General features: G+C 39.0%; 17 protein-coding genes. All 17 read right to left on the bottom strand.

Annotated features, from left to right (window positions below; genetic code table 11):
• Positions 1-23: 23 nt before the first annotated feature.
• A complete protein-coding gene (locus tag GWK09_RS00085) occupies positions 24-1,067 on the bottom strand; it encodes a helix-turn-helix domain-containing protein (RefSeq protein WP_163690995.1) in 1,044 nt (347 codons plus the stop codon).
• Positions 1,060-3,006: a hypothetical protein gene (locus GWK09_RS00080; protein WP_163690994.1), complete on the bottom strand. Its 1,947-nt coding sequence runs from the start codon at positions 3,004-3,006 to the stop codon at positions 1,060-1,062. The genes GWK09_RS00085 and GWK09_RS00080 overlap by 8 nt, the downstream gene beginning before the upstream one ends.
• A gap of 457 nt (positions 3,007-3,463) precedes the next feature.
• Positions 3,464-4,381: a hypothetical protein gene (locus GWK09_RS00075; RefSeq protein ID WP_163690993.1), complete on the bottom strand. Its 918-nt coding sequence runs from the start codon at positions 4,379-4,381 to the stop codon at positions 3,464-3,466.
• Positions 4,382-4,559: 178 nt separating this feature from the next.
• Complete coding sequence (locus tag GWK09_RS00070) at positions 4,560-5,900, bottom strand: metal-dependent hydrolase family protein (RefSeq protein WP_163690992.1); 1,341 nt, start codon at positions 5,898-5,900, stop codon at positions 4,560-4,562.
• A 34-nt stretch (positions 5,901-5,934) separates the two neighbouring features.
• Complete coding sequence (locus GWK09_RS00065; RefSeq protein WP_163690991.1) at positions 5,935-7,491, bottom strand: amidohydrolase family protein; 1,557 nt, start codon at positions 7,489-7,491, stop codon at positions 5,935-5,937.
• Positions 7,492-7,505: 14 nt separating this feature from the next.
• Positions 7,506-8,843 carry a metal-dependent hydrolase family protein gene (locus GWK09_RS00060; protein ID WP_163690990.1) on the bottom strand — a complete coding sequence of 446 codons (1,338 nt, stop codon included), beginning with the start codon at positions 8,841-8,843 and terminating at the stop codon, positions 7,506-7,508.
• A gap of 13 nt (positions 8,844-8,856) precedes the next feature.
• On the bottom strand, positions 8,857-9,390 hold the full coding sequence (locus GWK09_RS00055) for an HdeD family acid-resistance protein (protein WP_163690989.1): 534 nt from the start codon (positions 9,388-9,390) through the stop codon (positions 8,857-8,859).
• Between the two features lie 291 nt (positions 9,391-9,681).
• On the bottom strand, positions 9,682-9,849 hold the full coding sequence (locus GWK09_RS15120; protein ID WP_163692453.1) for a response regulator transcription factor: 168 nt from the start codon (positions 9,847-9,849) through the stop codon (positions 9,682-9,684).
• A gap of 6 nt (positions 9,850-9,855) precedes the next feature.
• Positions 9,856-9,990: a transposase gene (locus GWK09_RS00045; RefSeq protein ID WP_163690988.1), complete on the bottom strand. Its 135-nt coding sequence runs from the start codon at positions 9,988-9,990 to the stop codon at positions 9,856-9,858.
• Positions 9,991-10,219: 229 nt separating this feature from the next.
• Entirely contained in the window at positions 10,220-10,879 is a 660-nt protein-coding gene (locus GWK09_RS00040; protein ID WP_163690987.1) for a DUF3299 domain-containing protein, read from the bottom strand.
• Between the two features lie 35 nt (positions 10,880-10,914).
• Positions 10,915-12,174, bottom strand: coding sequence for an ABC transporter permease (locus tag GWK09_RS00035; RefSeq protein ID WP_163690986.1), 1,260 nt, complete (start codon positions 12,172-12,174; stop codon positions 10,915-10,917).
• Positions 12,162-12,905 carry an ABC transporter ATP-binding protein gene (locus GWK09_RS00030; RefSeq protein WP_204260335.1) on the bottom strand — a complete coding sequence of 248 codons (744 nt, stop codon included), beginning with the start codon at positions 12,903-12,905 and terminating at the stop codon, positions 12,162-12,164. Before GWK09_RS00030 ends, GWK09_RS00035 begins: the two co-directional genes overlap by 13 nt.
• Before the next feature lie 303 nt (positions 12,906-13,208).
• Positions 13,209-14,513, bottom strand: a complete 1,305-nt coding sequence (locus GWK09_RS00025; RefSeq protein ID WP_163690985.1) for a DcaP family trimeric outer membrane transporter — start codon at positions 14,511-14,513, stop codon at positions 13,209-13,211.
• 17 nt (positions 14,514-14,530) lie between these two features.
• The gene (locus GWK09_RS00020; protein WP_163690984.1) at positions 14,531-15,814 is read right to left on the bottom strand and encodes a metal-dependent hydrolase family protein; all 1,284 of its coding nucleotides are present in this window, start codon (positions 15,812-15,814) and stop codon (positions 14,531-14,533) included.
• Positions 15,815-16,212: 398 nt separating this feature from the next.
• Positions 16,213-17,691, bottom strand: coding sequence for a metal-dependent hydrolase family protein (locus GWK09_RS00015; protein ID WP_204260334.1), 1,479 nt, complete (start codon positions 17,689-17,691; stop codon positions 16,213-16,215).
• Positions 17,692-17,776: 85 nt separating this feature from the next.
• A complete protein-coding gene (locus tag GWK09_RS00010; protein ID WP_163690983.1) occupies positions 17,777-19,033 on the bottom strand; it encodes a carbohydrate porin in 1,257 nt (418 codons plus the stop codon).
• Between the two features lie 235 nt (positions 19,034-19,268).
• The coding region (locus GWK09_RS00005) for a hypothetical protein (RefSeq protein ID WP_204260333.1) at positions 19,269-20,051 on the bottom strand (783 nt) is incomplete at its 5' end.

The following is a 20,051-nucleotide window of genomic DNA, read 5'->3' as shown; positions in this document are numbered from 1 at the left end:
AATTTGTTATCCTGCAATACATTTTACAATTGTAAACCGGACAACAGATTCTTTCCTTTAATACCAAACCGATAACCCAGACCAACAACGAGCTGACTTCGACTTCCGAAACTGTAAATGCCGGTTAAGGTATATCGTTTATTATATTGAAAATTAAGGCCAACATTCATACTCCAGGGCGATATAAACCTTTTATTAAACTTATAATAAAGATTTGTCGACTCTGAGCTGTCAAGCCAATTGGCAAGCCCACTATATAGCGGTTCCAAGACTTCCTGTTCCCTGTCCGTCAGGTTATCATACCAACCGTTTAAATCTCCAAGAGCTTTTTCTTTGTCAGAAGCACTGATCAATTCTAATTTACCGCTTCCTGCTTTATTAATGCCTATATATTGTGCTCCTACCAGAAATGCCAAGTTTCTTTCCGGGTTTCTAAATTTCATTAAATAACCTGTCCTTGCACCAAAAAGAATCGATTTGTTAGGCTGGTCGAGGTCGGCCATCTTGGTCCACATCATAGCAAAATCTGTGGATATGATCATTGGCCCAATGGCACCTCCTAAAACAGTCCCCCAACCATAGGCGAGACCGGTTTTTCTTTTCGTATCGAATTCCGCTTCAAAGGGAAGGCCCAGTTGGATATTCGTTATTGCGTCTACACTTCCTCCGATACCATAAAAATTCATAAAAGGCAGTAACCAAAAATCATAACGCACTGTATAGGCATTCACAACTGAACTGATACTTCTAAAACGGGCGAAACCATCAATGGGAATGAGTTCGTCCGGATCAAAACCTACAAAGGCATCACTTAATAGGAGATCCTGTTTGGAATGAGCATAGGTAAAGGAAACCCCATTAGGATAGGGAATATCAAATCCCATTTCCCTGATTTTTTTCCCCATGATAGGCAAATGCCATTCATAGGGGGTTCTTTTTAGGCTGTCCCGATAGGATTCTAGTTTATCACTAATCGATAGGTCACTTACTGTTTGACTGTAAGTCATCGTAACACAAGCTAACAACAATAGAACAAGGGATATAAATCTTTGAATATTTTTAATCATGACGCAGTATTATAGATAGTTCTTTAAAATTGTTAGCGACCAGTACTTCTTCCCAAGTGGCTTTATAAATTAGGAGTGAAATGATTGCGGAAACGCGTTCCTCTGTGATCACTTCCTCAAAGATACCGGTGTTTACTATGGCATTTATAAGGTTTTGTGCTACCTCCTTGACGTTGGTCTCTTGTACGGATTGCAATACAGGTAAAATGGCCTGGAATATGGCTTCCTCAGTAACATTATCTTGAATTAGATCTGAATTAAGGATAAGCTGTGCTAAATAGGCGGCTACCGCTTCTGCATTGAGATTGGTTATTTCATCTAAAAGCGGGATGATCAAATTTTTAACCGCTTCGGGGGTCAAATTTTCAGAAATAAAAGAATTCAATGCTGTTGCTATGGCCAGGGCGGTTGCATTGGGATCCAAATTATCGAGAATCGGACTTATCAGATCTCTGATATAGGCATATAAAGCAGGGGAAATATCATTTTCAAAACTTAACAGCCATTGCGTTAGCGTTGTTCCCGCCGTTTCAGGGTCGATTGTTTGTAAAAATTGAAGTGCGGCCCTAAAGGTATTACTGATATTTTCCGATGTTAAGAATTGCGACAATAATAGATTAGCGACATCGGTAGCGGCCTGTTCCGGCCCGAGAATGGCAATTACAGGTTTAATGCCAATATAGGCCAGCCTGATCGTATTTTGCATACTCTCATAATCAGGGGTCAGATTAAGGTCTGGAAATGACTGATTAAGGCCATTAACCAGGTTTTCTATGCTTGTTGTGGTCTCTGCTGCCAAAGCACCCATTTGCAGTATGGATGTTTCGTCTATACGCGTCGTAAAGGGTAATAGTCCGGCAGAGATCGTTTGTTCATTGATGAATACCGTTTCTACAACCGAGGTTAATGTATCTGAAATAACGCCTATTTGCGCTTCATCTAAACGTGTAAATTGTGTCCACGCATCAACCAACAGCGGTTGAAGGTTGTTCTCATTGAAGACATCAGAAAAGAGGTCTGTGATTAAAGTTGCTATAGCTTCAGAAACCGCTTCAGAATTGATCGCTATTTGTTCAATGTAAGGAAGAATTAAAGAATTGATCTGTTCCTGAGAAAGTTTTTCGTTGATAAGTTGAACCACCTGGCTCGCTATTGCCTCAGCCACTGCCTCTTTATCGATGTTTGAGATCCCTTCAAGTTTCGTTAGAATTAAATCGGTCAATATTTGTTGCCAATCTACTTGTTCAAGCGCATTCCTGATATCGGCAGCCAATAAGGCGGCCAACTCATCCGGGTCAATCTCATTTATAAATTCCAGTTTCCCTGCGATGGCAGACACCACTACATCATTAATTAAGGTTTGTAAGGCCTCATTATTAAATAAAAGACCCGCGATAAAATCTCCTATTTTGGTAGGGGTCCCGTTCGCAACCTGGTCTATAAGCTTATCGTTTATTTTTTTTACGATTCTTTCAGCCGATTCTTCATTTGCTACCAGGGATAGCTCCTTCTCATTGGCGTCATAAATGTAGGTGTAATTAAGGCTTTCAGCCGAGCTAATCCTTATAGTTCGTTCATTAAAGACAAAATAGGTCCCTATTTCCTCCTCCAACAACAGGTCTAGCTCGCCATTTCTGGTAATGATGGTACCATCTTCCTTAAATTCTACTTCGTATTTACGCATTTCTGAGGCATCCAGGACCATATCGTCCAGATCATAGACCCCGGCAGCCAATAAGGCATTAGTGGCATTGAACAATAGGGGAGGGGGAATGTCATCATTGCGAAGCTCAAATTTGAATTCTTCCAGATTCCATTTGTTGGTTGTCAGTATTTCCTTGGTGTCATCCACCGCTTTAATAACACTGTCTTCAGGCACTTCGCATGAAAAGAGCAGCAGCAGGGCAAGGGAAACGACAAAAGTTAAATTTGTTCTCATAACTATTTTTTTTCAACTCTAAAAAATTAATATACCCTCGACCATTGGTAGCAATGGCCAGGCCTTTTGAATCTATCGAATATTAAAAACTATACTTAACCATCATTTGGAGACGATTTCCTGTTCCAGAACTTGAATCTCCATTGATGCGTTCTAGTCTCATAAACTCCAATGCCTGTTTCTATATTTTTTTCAGGTGACCATATTTGATCTATGTGTCCAGAAGAACCACCTTCAATTTTAGTAGGGTCTCTATATATAGAAGCATCTATAAGATCCTGTCCGGCATATTCAATCATATTGCCTCTAAAGTAATCAATTCTGTCTTCAATTTATTTATTAATATTTGCACTATCTGAAGCATTCCATTTCATAGCATTAACTAACGTATAAACCAGAAAAACTAACCCTAATTAATATTTTGTACATTCATTCATATGCTATTATTTTAATTTAATTACCAAGGTAAAGGCACAACAGGAGATATTGTTAATCGGATCTGATGTTGTGGACCAAATGCCTCTGGAGATGCCACATAATACCAATATTGCAGATTAAACTTTATAGGTAATTTACCAAAATGTGTTACTTTAGTTACACCAGTAGCAAGGGGAAGGGTTAATTTATTCCCTTTTGAGGCGTTGTGATTATAAGACCAGGTTGGACTCGACATGATTTGCCAACCATTACTCAAGCTAACTGCATAAACATATTGTCCAGCTGTAATACTAGCAGATTCTCCTCCTTCTGATGAAATCCATACATCATCACCCAAAATAGAAAAACTATCATTCGTAGATGGGTCAATCTTATTCAAATTCCATGAGTGATTTACCATAAGCCCGACAACACCCCATTTAAAAAGTTGAGAAACCATGATTTCAGGACCTAATAAGGTATAAGGAGATCGTAAGGCCTCATTGCTAGCCGTTCTAAAACTACCAAATACACCAAGGATACCAATAGTTTTTGATGGAAATGTTTTTCCTATCGCAATATCGGCGCTGATATTCCCCAGACCGAATCCCTGATTTTCAAACCCGTTCGCCCCAAATGTCGGCTGCGTAAAATAAAGGGGGATATTGGGTCTTACAAAAAGATTCGTCGTCTTATTTAACGGTACTGGAAGGACGGGTTGAAAACCCATCGCAAAGCTATTTTGACTTTTAGCTCCGGGTAATTCTCCCTGATAATGCACATAATCAAAGTTAAAGTTCAAGGTACCCCTTGTATTATTGGGATTGGCTAATTCTTTTGCCAGCTCATCTGCACTTGGTTTATCTTGGGTTTCTTGTGCTTCCTGTGCATTTATCAATGCTGAAAATAGCATCATTAAAAGAAATAAATACTTCTTAATTTTTAACATTTTTTTCATAATTTAATTGTTTTTGTTTAATTGTTCTCTAAAATAAATATCTAAAAACAGCTGTTAAAGTACTACGTTTTCCCATAATAGGGCTCAGTTATTTAGCTTTTCTTAGTGACAAGAACAGCATAAAAAACAGATGTTACTATCTAAAAAGTCAATCCATATCAGTTTAATTTACAGGGTGTTACAGACTATTTTTATAAATTACGCCATCTTTCATAATTAAAGATAAATTTTTATCTGGTGCAGCTAACAGCGATATATCTTCAAGAGGGTTGCCGTTTACTAGCAGCAAATCCGCATATGCGCCTTCTTCGATAACACCTAGCTTACCTTCCTTATAGGGATGGCGCTCTCCGGATAATTCAAAGAGTTCTGCATTTTGCGATGTAGCTTGCTTCAATATTTCATACGGAGTAAAGTACTTGCTTCGGGCTGTAAATTCTAAATTTTGCATACGGTGAAGTTCTAGCGAACCTAAAATATCGGTACCAAACGTCATTTTCACACCATATTTTTTAGCACGTTCATACCCTTTTTGAGCGCCTTCTTGTGCGGTTAGATACTTGGAAACAGCCTCCCCTTTCATTCCCGCCTTTTCTGGAGGCAAACTAAAAGCTAAAAACTGAGTTGAAAACCACACATCATTTTTTTTAATCATTTCCATGGTTTCTTCTGAAGCGAATAGACCATGTTCAATACTTTTTATACCGGCTTTAATTGCGTTTTGGATGCCCTCATCGCTGTAAGCGTGTATCGCTGCGTATGTTCCCCATTTTTTTGTTTCATCGGCAAGCGCTTTGAGTTCTTCATAGGTATACTCTGTGACATCTATCGGGTCATGAGCGCCGGTAATGCTTCCGCTACCAAAGACTTTGAGATGTGTTGCTCCTGACCGAAGAACATCTCGTGAGGCCTTCTGTACTTCAGCCACGCCATCAGCAACTATGGTCCAACCACGGATGTAGGCCTTGTCAATCTGACCGGTAAAGTGCGGTGATAAATAGAACATGCGTTGGTCATAATCACCGTGACCTGACGTTTGAGATATAAACGCACCCGCAGGAAGAATTCGCGGACCAGGAATGATATGTTCATCAATTGCTTTTTTTAATCCGAAAGCTGGGCCGCCGTTGTCTCGAATAGTTGTAAATCCGCGTTGTAGCATTTCACCTGCGTTAACTGCTGCAAGTGTGCCCGACCACCCCTCCGGGGCACTATAAATCAGATTTTCGATATCATCAGTCCACATAATGTGCGTGTGGGCGTCAGTCAAACCCGGCATCAGCGTTTTTCCTCCTCCGTCAATAATGCTTACATTATCAGTTTGCGCAACCATTAGAGGTTCTTTGGATATTTGTTTGATCAGGTTTCCCTCCACCAACACATCTGCCTTGATCAACTTATCGGATGTGCCGTCAAAGACTTGTACATTCGTAAAAAGGGTAATCTGTTTGGGTTTTTCTTGTGCATTCAAGCTACTTAAAACTACCATTAATGCAATAGTTGTTATTATTTTTTTCATTTTGAGTAGTTTAATTATTTTTCAATTGTGTTTCTTATTCTTGAATTTCTGCTCGAATCGGTTGTCCTGGATAAACATCTTTTAAAACTTTAGAATCTTTAACCACAACTGTACCATTGACTATCACGTAAGGAATACCTGTAGATGGTAAAGTACCCATTTGTGGTGTTGCATTATCTTTGATGGTAGCAGGATCAAAAATTGTTATGTCTGCGTCTTTACCCACTTGTAATCGTCCTTTGTTCGCCATTTGATCTACTCCATTTTCCTGAAGAAATTTAGCTGGCATAAAAGTCATTTTGGAAACGGCCAACATTAAAGACATTAAATTTTCTTCCCGTACTAATCTTAAAATTCGAGCATGAGTTCCAGCACCTCGAGGGTGAGCATTGACAGATTCATAGGGTGTATCCCAATCTTTAGGGAGAGATTTGTCTATCTTTGAAACACCAGGGAAAGCATCACTACCTATAATAGAAGTAGGGTGGGAAAGTGCCCAATATAAATCTTCCTTCGTAGCATTCTCAAACGTTACATTAGTAGTAGGAGCATCTTTTTTTAGTTGTTCGTAGGTTTCTTTTGTTAAGGGCTTCATGTCTGTTAAATTGACAATATCTTTATAATCATGTCCCATATTATTTTGATAATTATCTGGTTCAAGATAGTCGGCAGCAACGATAGTAGAACCATAGGTATAGGCATATATTTCAGATATAACAGGAATACCTTTTCTAGCAGCGGCATCTATAATCGCCTGTGCTTCTTTTGTTTGACTTAAAGTCTGTGCCGTCATATGTGCGATAACCAGACCACCTCCATAAGCTTCTGCAGCACCTAGCTGTTGCAATGTGCCGGTTAGTCCGTCATTAGGAGGGAGTTGACCTGAAAACCGACCGTGTAAATAAACGAAACGTCTGTATTTACCAGCCAACTTTTGTGCGCCAACACCTTCTTCAGACCTTACTCCGTAGACCATATAACCAGGTGTGTAACCAATACCAAGACCACCTTGCTTTAATCCTTCTTCAACTAAATCAAGAATCTGGTTTACTTGTTCATCGGAAGCAACATCTTTTGACCAAGCCATGGAAAGATGGGTTTCATCCATTATCGAGGCATCATTGATAAGTGCTGCATCAGATGTTTGGTAGGTAGGATTAAGTATTTTTTCTCGAGCCGCTTCAATACTAGCAGAAGCACCGTAATTCGTTTGTGATTTTCCCTTCATTTGATCATACCAAAAATTGATAGGCAACACTCCAAGTTCTAATTCTAGTGGTGTTGTTACACCATCTCTTAAGGCTAATTTTTGACCAAATGGAGTTGGAACGTTGTGGCTATGTGGATCAATGAAACCTGGAGCAACAACATGACCTTTTGCGTTAATTATTTCTTTACCTGTAATTTTACTTTTAGTAATCATTACAATTTTCCCGTCTTTAATTCCAACGTTTGCAATAGCATCAAACATGGTTTCAGGGTCCATTACTCTTCCGTTAAGAATGACAAGGTCATACTCAGCAGGTTTTTCTTGTGCATTCAAGCTACTTAAAGCTAGCATTAATGCAATAGTTGTTATTATTTTTTTCAATTTGAGTAGCTTAATTATCTTTCAATTGTGTTTTTATAGATTTTTCCATCTTTCATGATAAGATCTAGATTGTTTTCAGGATCGTGAAATAGTGTTAAATCTTCTAAGGGATTTCCATCAATTAATAGAATGTCAGCCAAAGCACCTTCTTCAATCACACCTAGTTTTCCAGGATAGGGATTACGAGGACCACTAAAATAAAGTACTTCAGCATTTCCAGAAGTGGCTTGACTTAAGATTTCTGGAGCTGTCCACCATTTTAATCTATTGCTCAGTTCAAAAGACTGTCCTTTTTTCTGCTCTGCATTGTCAACATAATCACTACCAATAGTAATTTTGGCATTGTATTTTTTTGCTAACTTAAACAAGTTGTCTATACCATCTCTAGCTTTATCATGTTTCATTTTGCTTTCTTCGCTCCAGTTTTCAGGTGCATCTGAAAAATAAACTCCAGTTTGTGTACTTAAGAACGCACCTTTTTCAACAAGTAGCTTCATGGTTTCTTCTGTCATTAAATTTGCATGTTCAATAGACATTGCACCAGCTTCTAAAGCTAAACTTACCCCTTTGTCATTATATGAATGCACAGCTAAATAAGTATTCCATCTTTTTGCTTCATCTGCAGCAGCTTTAATTTCTTCGAAAGAATACTCACCAATATCTAAAGGATCATACATCCCACTTACTGCTCCACTTGTAAACATTTTTAAAAATGCAGCACCTTTACGCATTTGGAGTCGGGCAGCGCTTAATACTTCTGGCACACCATCAGCAATCACTGTAATCCCGTTAAATTCCCCATCGTAATAAACTGGACCTCCTAATTGACGTGGTCTTTGAGCTTGAGGTCTTAAATCTGCATGCCCACCCGTCATACAAATCCCTGCACCTGCAGCCCAAATACGTGGCCCAATTGCATAACCTTGATCAATGGCTAATTTTATTCCTAATACTTCTCCTCCTGTATCTCTTACAGAAGTAAAGCCTCGCATTAAAGTGTTTTTTGCTTCATCTATAGCTCGTATTGCCAGATAGTCTGGAGATTGATAAAACATAGAGATAAAATTCATATTTAATGAAAGATGCACATGTGCGTCAATAAGACCTGGCATCAGCGTGCGCCCACCTCCATCAATAATGGATACATTATCGGTTTGCATCACCATCAAAGGCTCTTTGGATATTTGTTTGATCAGATTTCCCTCAACCAAAACATCTGCCTTGATCAGCTTGTCAGTTTTTCCATCAAAAACTTGGACGTTAGTGAAAAGTGTAATTGGCTTTGGTTTTTCCTGGGCGAATAGCCCTAAGCTGAGGATGCAAAGTATGGATACCAGTACTATTCTTTTCATAATGATGAATTATTTATTTTAATGATTTTAATTTTAATCCAATGGTAATGTTCACAATGCCGGCAATAGCAAATCCAATCCCCATCCATGTGGTAATGGTAAGTACTCCAACTACTATATTGCTCATAATAAGGTAACCTATCAATACGGACAGCACGCCGCCTAGCATACTTAAGGCCCAAAGGGAATTGCCTTCTTTTTTACTTTGAAAAGCGTCTGAAAACGACATGATACCCGAAACCATGATCCAAAACCCTACTACAAAGGGCAGTGTACTTGCCGTAAGTGCCGGGTTAGATAAGAGTACAAACCCGAATACAATATCAAGAAGCCCTCCGGCAAGGATATACTCCCAATTAGGAAATAAATCTTTAAACCCAATTGATGCTGCAGTCTGTAATATTCCTGTAATCAATAAGCTAATCCCAATGTAGATAGCCACGCCCATAAGTGCATTCACCGGATGGCGAAATACAAAAAAAGCGAGTATTAAAAGTATAACCCCTCTTAAGAAGGTTAACCACCACAGTTTTTGTAATGTTTTCATATTTGTTATGTTTTTAATTAACATCTCAGAATGTGTTAGTTTTTTGGTAGAACATATCCTGAGATGCTTTACTTATGTTATGATTGATTAAGATCAAATCATCTACCGCATTCAAAAGGGTAGTATTGAGCTCCCCCTTTACTCTAATTTGATAGATGGCCCCCGTTTTATCGCCCGAAGTTATTACAAAGATAAATTTGTTAATAATTCGTTAAAGGTATTATTAATCTTGACGCCCAATTCTATGACTTTAGTCACAAAAAGGTCGTATTTCTAGGGAGGAGATTTTCCCTAATCCACGATTTTCCTGAGCATGGAGGTGCGATTAGAAACCTGGAGTTTGCTAGAAATATTGGTCAGATGACTTTTAACGGTTCCCGTGGAGATGTTGAGCAGATCCGCAATTTCTTTGTTTCTGAGCCCTTTAGCGATAAGCCGTACGAGCTCCTGTTTTTTCAGACCGGCCTATTTGTTTTTCCAGTTGTGAAAGGTGGCATGCGAAATGTTGTGCGCACGGCTGATCTCAGCCACAGTTTTGCCAAAGTCTTGCTCTTTGAGAATGTCGAGAATCTGCTTCTCTGAAAATTTGCCCTTTTTCATGTCTTAAAGTTACAAGGTATCTACTTTCAACCTGTCCGAAAAAAGCGACCAGTTGCCATTTGAAGCGTTTAATTTTGCCAAAAATTAAAGTCATAAAAAAAAGGAAGACGGTAGTTGATACCGCTTCCTTTTAAATTGTTTTATCGGACACTATTGATTTAAAATATAATTTATACCAAAACCGGCATTAACGGATTCTCTTCCCGTATTGGTCTATCGCTTGTCTTATTTACTTCTTCTTGTAGTCCAAGATTTTTTTTGCCGACATGGCATATCCCACATTTATTTCGGATTCACCATCTGCCAAATAAAGCTCTTTCGTTAATCTTTTTGTTATCAGCGTACCTTCAACCCACACCGGGGCAAAGAGGGAATTCATTTCGAAGCCATTGTCAAATTTTATAAAAACAATTTGATTTGCCGGTGGTGGCGGTGTGTGGATGCATGCCCCTACCCAGGGCACCAAAAGAAATTCAACTCCATTTTTTCCATCAAAGTCCAGCGGCAATAAAAAACCTGACATTCTAATGTTTACTCCGTTTAATGAGTCGACTACTCCTTCCGCACTCTTTTTCCTAAACTCCGTAATAGCTGTATGCTGGGCAAGCATGCCGTCAATATCAACTCCTTCAGCGGTGAGTTTTTTTTCTTTTTCTTCAATTGTTTTCAGGCTTTCAGCGCCCACACTTCCCGGTTTTCTTTCTTGAAGCATCCGCATTCTCACTATATACCTTAAATCGTCAATTTGATCCTCCGTCAATTTTTCAAAAGGATCATCAAGTTTAACTTCATCCGGAACTAGATCATCCCATTGAATTTCTTTTACCTCCTGGGCAAAGGAGCCAGTAAAAAAGGTTAAAAACAGAAAAGTGAAAATTAAATTGCGCATATTTTTTTAATTAAGTTTTTTGGTGTGAAAGATAGTTACACTTTAACTGTCATTCCATCCAAAAGTGAGTATTTATATATTTTATAACCGGGAATTATCCCAATTAATATTCCCAAAATTATTACCGTTCCGATAATATAAATTTCCTGTAATGATATCCCTGAGGGATTTAAATAAATGCCGTACTGTGTTTCGAGTATGGGTTTAGCTATCTGCAACAAGAGAAAAACAAAACCTATACCCAGCGCTATTCCCCAAAAGGTTATTACAATAGATTCGCTGGAAATTAAACCGAATATTTTTAACGGGCTGGCACCAACCGAACGTAGAATTGCCATTTCGCGCCGTCTTTCACTAACGCCGGTGAGCAATGCCACAAGCATACCTATTAATCCGGCAATGGCAACAAAACCAGAGACAATCAGCAGTGCTGTTTCAATTTTGCCCATCATGTTCCAAAGTCGTTGCAAGGTAATCCCTGGCATAACTGCAGTTAGGGGCTCACTCTTATTTGTATTGATTTGGCGCTGTAAGGTTAATACGTCTGTTCTGTTTTTTAATCCCACCAAAAAAGCAGTAATGAATTCGGGTTCAAGATTAAGCTCCTCTACCTCTTCAGCCGAAAAGTTCATGAGTTTGTCGGGCATTCCATCTACCCAGTCAATATGAATGGCTTCGATTCCTCCCAGGCTCACATGAATGGTTTGGTCAACAGGTGTGCCGGTGCGTTCCAGGATTCCAGTTACTCGAAAAGGTTTGTCGCCATGATCTTGAAATGCAATTTCACCCGAACCGTGGTTGATTACAATTTCATCGCCAATTTTATATTCATGAGTGGCTGCGACATCTGCCCCCAAAACGGCATCAAAAGTTTCACGAAACGCTTTTCCCGTCTGAAATTTCAAATGTTGTTTATTGGCAAATTTATAATGTTTGAAATAATCTTCATTAGTACCAATTACACTAAATCCATCATGCGAATCGCCCAGGGAAATCGGAATCGTCCAGTCTATTAATTCATTGGCAGCAATATCTTCGTACCTATTCCAGCTGATATTGTTGGAAGCCATACCGATATGAAATACAGCTGACAAGAGAAGCTGCTCGTCGCCGGTGCGCCCGCCAACAACCAAATCGGTGCCTGAAATTGTATTGGTGAAACTATTTTCAACGCCAATCCTTATCCGTTCAACACCCAATAAAAGAGTGATACTAATAGCGATAGAAAATATGGTAAGTGCCACCGTAAACTTACGGTTCAACAGACTTTTTAACGCGAGCTTTAAGATGAACATTCCACGGCCTCCTTTCTTTTTTTCTCAACAATCGGTATATCTTCCGTAAAATCATTGATTGAAATACTTTGTTGGAATCTTTGATGGATACGACTGTCGTGACTTACAAACAACAAAGTGCTGTTGTTTTTATTGCACTCTTCCAAAAGCAGGTCGAGGAAGCGCATGGAATTCTTTTCATCGAGTGCTGAAGTTGGTTCATCGGCCAGTATAATTTCGGGCGAACCAATTAAAGCCCGGGCTGCCGCCACCCGCTGCTGTTGCCCAACACTCAGTTCGGTCACTTTTTTTTCGTGAATCTCTTTTTGCTGAAGGCCTAATTCAGAAAGTAAACGGATGGCTTCTTCTTTTGCAGTACTTCCCTTTGCCCGGATTTTATTCTTTTTGACTTCAGAAAAATGTATGGGAAGAAGCACATTTTCGATAACCGAAAGATAGGGGATGAGATTAAACATCTGGAAAATAACACCCATGTGATTTGCCCTGATGGCATCCCGTTTTGAAGATGACACATCGGCCAAATTTTCGCCTAAAATTTTAATTTCACCACTGCTAAGGGGTAAAACGCCGGATATTAAATTGAGAAAAGTGGTTTTTCCACTTCCACTGTCGCCTTTAATTAAAAGATGTTCACTTTTCAAAACTTCAAGTTCCGGAATTGTAATAAAAGGAACCTTTGATTTGTCCCAATCAAACTGTAAACCCTGTATTTGTATGATTGAATTATTCACGATGAATTTAGAATTGAATGGTATTGTTTTTATTAAAATCCTTTTTCAAAAATGGAGGAGAGAAAATAACAACTCCTATTTCTAAACCCGCACCCGGACTGCCATCGAATCAGCCTCCGCAGGTAATGGCAGGAATAATGTAGCTGTTTGGTTCCCAACGCAATCCAACTTTGTATTCAGGTTTAGAATAGGTCTTTCCCTCGGTTCCATAAGCTTCTTACTCATTTATTATTTTAAATTCGTTCGATTATGATTTTCTATTTGGTACATCACTTTATTTACAGGCACTGGTTAGGGCTGTCATTAAAATAGCTGTATTCCAAATTGAAAACGGTTATTAATGAATTTTCCCCCGTTGAAATTTTCCTTGGCTGAGTATATCCATTCCACACCAATATTTACATATTTATTAACCCTGTAAAACGTATTAATAAATGCGAAGGTGCTTGATTTTATATGTGGATTAGGATTATTGGGAATTTCATCACCGACAAACATTCCATATGCGAAATTACTCCTGAATTTGTCATTCCATTCATGGCGGTATGCACCAAAACCACCATGTTGGGTTTGCAATTCAGTTCTAGTTCCATCGAAATATCCTGTATTGCTATCCGCTCCCAATAGATAATTTGAGGCTCCTGAACCATACAGGCCTGAAAGCGTAAGCTTGTTAGCATCATTTGGTTTAACGATGAGCGTTGCGTTGCTTAAATAACCAGTTGCAGGATTTTGAGAATCATCTGTTAAATCAGCAAAAGACATGGGGCGAACCATTCCCATGATGCTAAAATGAAATATAGATGAAGGGTCAATGCTCAGTGATCCAACAAAAAGAGGATATTTATTCAACGGAATCATATTAACTCCTTTCAGATCTGAATTTCTGGGTTCTTCCAGAGAAACCGACAATGCAAGCGTTTTCGAGAGTGGGGTGCTAAACCGAATTTGTCCAAGGCGTATAAAGGGGAGTCCACTTATCGTAGGTTCAACCAAACCTTCAGGAATTGCCTCCAAATCCATTATGAGACTCCAGTATTGCCCCATTAATAGTTTTTGACCCTTTTTATTACTCAATTCTAAATAAGCATGTCGCAAGTTAAATCCCGATGCTCCCGTGAAGTTCATCTCGAAATAACCTCGCATATCTATATCCTTTATGGTAGACCTTCCATCAAAATATAAGCGCGATGCTTTGGCGCCCATATAGGTCTGACCTTTATAAATATTTTCGGGAGAGAATGTGCCGGGAAGAAGGATTTCGTTTTTTTCATTATATCTGGTATCGTATAATGCAACAGCCTTAATAAATCCTCCAATTGCCAGAGAAACATCTGTGCCGGGGAGTCTAATGGCACCCGGGAAATCACCTTTTCTTATAGCCGCTTCGTTTAGATCTCCTATGTTATCGCGTATCGGTGTAATGGAATCAAGCTTTTGCGCATTTTGCGCATTTAGATTTGTAAAAGCAAACAAACAGAAGAGCAAGGCAATTAAGCGGTAGGAGAGGCTGGAAGCCTTTGTTATTAGTAATGAAGACTGAGTATGTCCTCCCTTTGTAAGAGGGATTGACACATTCAGTCTTCTTTTAATCCAGATCGATCTCATTCTTTAGAACGTCTAACTTATAAAGTATTCTTGTATATTTTATCGTCCTTCATGACCATCGGGATGTTCTTTCCATCTTCACCCAAGATCGAGACGTCTTTTAAAGGATCTCCATCTACCAACAGGATATCGGCGTAGGCACCTTGCTTAATTACGCCCAGCGGTCCCTCCTTGTAGGGATGCCCTGGTCCGCTCAATTCAAAGTACGTGGCGTTGTTGGAAGTTGCCATACGAAGGATCTCAACATCGTTATAATAGTTTTTAAATCGGGCAAAAAGATCACCCTGCTGACCGTTGGTTTTCGGTGAAAAGAGTAGGTCTGTTCCATAGGCCATGTTCAGGTTATATTTTTTAACAAGTTTCATTGTCCTATCAAAACCGTCTACGACCTGCATAAACTTTGCATAGCGACCTGGGTCTAATGTCTCTGCACCCGGAATATCTTTGTAAAACGGCTGGATGCACAGCCAGGCGCCCTTCTCCGCCATGAGTTTTGCACTTTCTTCACTCATCAGGTGTCCATGCTCGATACCCTTAACGCCGGCGTTCAATGCCCGGGCGATTCCTTCTTCGTTGTAAATATGCACGGTAACGTAGGTACCCCAGTCAGACGCCGCATCCACGATAGCTTTTAGTTCTTCAGCAGTATATTCATTGACATACAATTGATCGTACAGGCTAGATACACCCCCGCCGGCCATAACTTTAATCTGAGTCGCCCCTTGCTTCAGGTTGTAGCGTGTGGCCGCGAGAACTTCATCCACCCCGTCTGCCACCCGGGAGATCCCAAGCTGCTCAAATCGTGGTGGACCCGCTCCGAAGGCACGCGGACCGTCCCACACATGACCGAAATCACCATGCCCTGAAGTCTGGGAGATCAATGCCCCACTGGGGAAAATGCGCGGCCCCTCAAGTAATCCTTCATCAATGGCTTTCTTAATACCAAAAACCGGCCCGCCGACATCACGGACAGTGGTAAAACCCCGCAGGAGCGTTTTTTCCGCGCCGACAATCGCGCGAGCATGCAGATAGTCCGCTTCTTCCGATTGACCTTCCTCTAACGTAATAGAAGAGAGCAGCGTATGCCAGTGAGCGTCAATCAGCCCGGGCATCAGCGTGCGCCCGCCACCGTCTATTACAGTGGCACCTTTAGGAGCTTTAATTCCACTGCTAACCTCTTTAATTAAGTTGTTTTCAATTAATACATCTGCTTTTACCAGCTTATCACTTGTTCCATCCCAAACATTTACATTGGTGATTAATTTGTAAGTGGGTGTTTTTTTTTTCTTGTGCAAATACATTAGGATTCATTAAACATAATGCCACAATAAGAATGAGAATCGAGTTTATTTTTTTCATGTTTCTATGGTGAAAATTAAAATTATGGTAATGTCATTTTTATTTGTTGGGTTTGTGCTTTTTCATATTTCATTTTTTTTATTGTTATTAATTATTTTTATGTGGAGTGCCTCTACCAACAAAATTATTCTTACCATAAATACGAAACACCCCCAGCACTAACATCATCGCCAATTGCTGATTATAACTCCCATTATTTGTGAGTTAGTTATAACCATTCAATATTCCCGCGAGAATAGTCATGGCTACCAAAATGATGTATAGAAACGGAGAAGCTAGCTTCTCCGTTTTTTATTAAATTAACAATATAAATATGTCCACTTATTTTAGGACGGCTTACTTACAAAGTATTCTTATATACTTTGCCATCTTTCATGACAAGCTTCATTCCTGGGATATCATCACCAGCACGTCCAGATGCATCAAACCATTTTTCATTAGCTCCAATAAGTGTTAAGTCTTCTAATGGATTTCCGGCTACGATAAGAAGATCTGCATAGGCTCCAGGTTTTACTACGCCTAAATCTCCTTCAAAATATGGGTCTAGAACGTCTCCTACAAGTTTTACTATTTCACCATTTACAGAAGTCAACGATTTTAACGTAAATAAATTACCAAAGAGCTCTCCACTTAAATAAATGGAATAGTCAGCTTGCGTTATACCGTTTTGAAGATCGCCAATCGCATCACAATTGAACCCCATTTTTGGTTGATATTTTTTAACATTTGCAACAAAGTCTTTAGTTGCTATTTTCGCAGACTCATATTTTTTCTTAGACATTGGACTTGTGCGTATATAATCCAGTTGATCAATGAGAGGAGAGAAAGACGTCACGTTTGTGGTCATATACGCTCCCTTTTCTACCAATTTTTTGGCAACATCTTCATCAAACATTAAGCAATGCTCTATAGTCTTTACCCCATTATCTAAGCACCTCATAATTGCTGTCTTGGAGTACGCATGAGACATTACATAAGAACCATAAGCATCTGCTACTTCAACAACGGCTTTTATGTCTTCTGCAGAGAAGGCATTTAATTGCCAAGGGTCAAATTGTGAAGCAATTCCACCACTGGACATGATTTTAATTTGAGTTGCTCCTTGCATATAGTTTTGGCGAGCTGCTGTTTTAATCGCTTCCGGACTATCAGCCGTAAAACTCATGGCATTGCGAGCGGCTGAAGTATGGGCCCCAAACATAGTTTCGTTAGGCGTTGTATAATTTCTAAAATCTGCGTGAGAACCGGATGGGCCAATTAAAGCACCAGAGGGATAAATTCTTGGTCCATTTACTATACCTGCATCAATAGATTTCTTTAGCCCAGTACCCATTCCTCCTGCATCTCTCCAAGTCGTAAATCCAGACATTAAATGAGCTTCAGCTTTTACCGCTGCTCTAATCGCTAATTCATCATATCCTTTATTATTTTCAATATCCGCTAGAGTTAAGCCATTCAAGTATAAATGGCCGTGCCCCTCAATTAAGCCAGGCATTACTGTGCCTCCCTTACCGTCTATTACAGTGGCACCTTTAGGTGCTGTAATTCCGTTCTTAACCTCTTTAATTAGGTTGTTTTCAATTAATACATCTGCTTTTACCAGCTTGTCACTTGTTCCATCCCAAACATTTACATTGGTGATCAATTTGTAAGTGGGTGCATTTTTTTCTTGTGCAAATACATTAGGATTCATTAATACTAATGCTACTACAAGACCGAGAATCGAGTTTAATTTTTTCATTCTAAATAGGTTTGTTAAAGTTAAAATTATGTTAATGTCATTTTTATTTGTTAGGCTTTGTCTTTTTTCATATTTCATTGTTTTTTGGTTATTAATTAATTTTATAAAATTATTGTAGTGTGTATTATATCTTAATTTTTTACAACAGTAATTCCTAGTTTCTTTATATATTAATTCGTGCACGTCCTCCGAAAATAGTTGTAAAGTTTGCGTTAGTATTTAATGCTGGATTTATGATGAATTGTAGATTTGGTGTGAATTCAACATGATTTGAAACCTGTAATTTGTAGAAAATTTCAGACAGGTATTGATCTTTCAAGCCAGGACCAAATAGATTTTTATTTGGTTGGTTCCAGTTTAGTCCTAATCCAAATACGTTTGATCCTATTACATTATAACCAATACCTGCGCTGACTGAGGCTGTAAAAAAACTACCACCATCATTTGCCCAGCCCCCTCTAAGGAATGGAAATAATTTATTACCTAACTCCCAGCTAATAGAGCCTGAAAGCCCCCAACCACTAGGAGCACTTGTTGTCTCGTCTACTTGCCATAAGGTTACATGTACGTTTTGTAAAATAGGCATTTCGGGATTCGGTGTAAAACCAACTTCAAAAGTTTTGAGGGTTTCAAATTCAGTAAAGAACGTATCAAAACTTTTATAAAATTCTTTGGCACTACCATTAGCATCAATTAAACCTCCTATAACATAAATATTATCCGTTAACCATGCGCTAACCATTAAGCCCAATGAACCATCAGGGTATGAACCACCGGTAGTACTGGAACCTGTTGCAAATGATAGATTGTTAAAACTACTCCAAGGGCTAGCCAATACAAAAATGTCAGTCCAATCAGTCACATCCAGAAATCCAGCATAAGCAACAATATTAGCCTTAGCAAATGTTTGTCTCCAATAAAGATTGGTAACACGCCACCTGTCATCATTATAAACAGATTGCATAAGACCAGCATAACCTACTCCTGCAAGTCCCCATTCACGTAAAGGTAGGTCGGTGTATCTATGTCTGTTTTCAACTTTAAACACTAAACCGCCCTCATGTGAAGTCCCTCTCCCAACAAGATTATACTTACCATAAATACGAAACACACCACTAGCACCAACATTATCTCCAATGGCTTCGGTAGCTGCCATTATTTGTGAGTTATAATCAGCATTAATTATAAACCCAGTTTTTTTATAAAACCTTTCTTTCAATTGGTCTAAACCGTCTAACCCAGGCAATATATTAGACGTTTCTATTGAGGTTGTGTCTTGATTAATCTGCTGATGCACAGAGTTTGGACCTGAAAGATCTCTTATCTTAATAGTGTCTTTCTTTTTGTCTTGCCCATAGACAGAAAAATTAAGCACCACTGCAACAAAAAATAATAGTAAACCTCTCATTACTCTATTCATACTTTTAAATTTATTTTATAATATTTTCATGTATTTTCCCTTCTTTGCTAATAAGCAGTAAGTTCTTTTCAGGATTAGCTAATAAAGAAATACTTACCAACAGGTTTCCGTTTACAAGTAATATATCAGCATCAATATGCGCAGCAAATGATGCATGAAGAGAATCTTCTTTTCAACCCATTGTGTTAAATACTCTTTTTTAGCAGGCGTTTTCATTCAATTATTTTAATCTGTCTTACCAAGGCAAAGGCACAACAGGAGATATTGTTAATCGGATCTGATGTTGTGGACCAAATGCCTCTGGAGATGCCACATAATACCAATATTGCAGATTAAACTTTATAGGTAATTTACCAAAATGTGTTACTTTAGTTACACCAGTAGCAAGGGGAAGGGTTAATTTATTCCCTTTTGAGGCGTTGTGATTATAAGACCAGGTTGGACTCGACATGATTTGCCAACCATTACTCAAGCTAACTGCATAAACATATTGTCCAGCTGTAATACTAGCAGATTCTCCTCCTTCTGATGAAATCCATACATCATCACCCAAAATAGAAAAACTATCATTCGTAGATGGGTCAATCTTATTCAAATTCCATGAGTGATTTACCATAAGCCCGACAACACCCCATTTAAAAAGTTGAGAAACCATGATTTCAGGACCTAATAAGGTATAAGGAGATCGTAAGGCCTCATTGCTAGCCGTTCTAAAACTACCAAATACACCAAGGATACCAATAGTTTTTGATGGAAATGTTTTTCCTATCGCAATATCGGCGCTGATATTCCCCAGACCGAATCCCTGATTTTCAAACCCGTTCGCCCCAAATGTCGGCTGCGTAAAATAAAGGGGGATATTGGGTCTTACAAAAAGATTCGTCGTCTTATTTAACGGTACTGGAAGGACGGGTTGAAAACCCATCGCAAAGCTATTTTGACTTTTAGCTCCGGGTAATTCTCCCTGATAATGCACATAATCAAAGTTAAAGTTCAAGGTACCCCTTGTATTATTGGG

The sequence above is a fragment of the Muriicola jejuensis genome, assembly GCF_010671595.1.
Lineage (GTDB): Bacteria > Bacteroidota > Bacteroidia > Flavobacteriales > Flavobacteriaceae > Muriicola > Muriicola jejuensis.
Note: the sequence above shows the minus strand (reverse complement) of the source record. Positions and strands in the feature narration are given on the sequence as shown.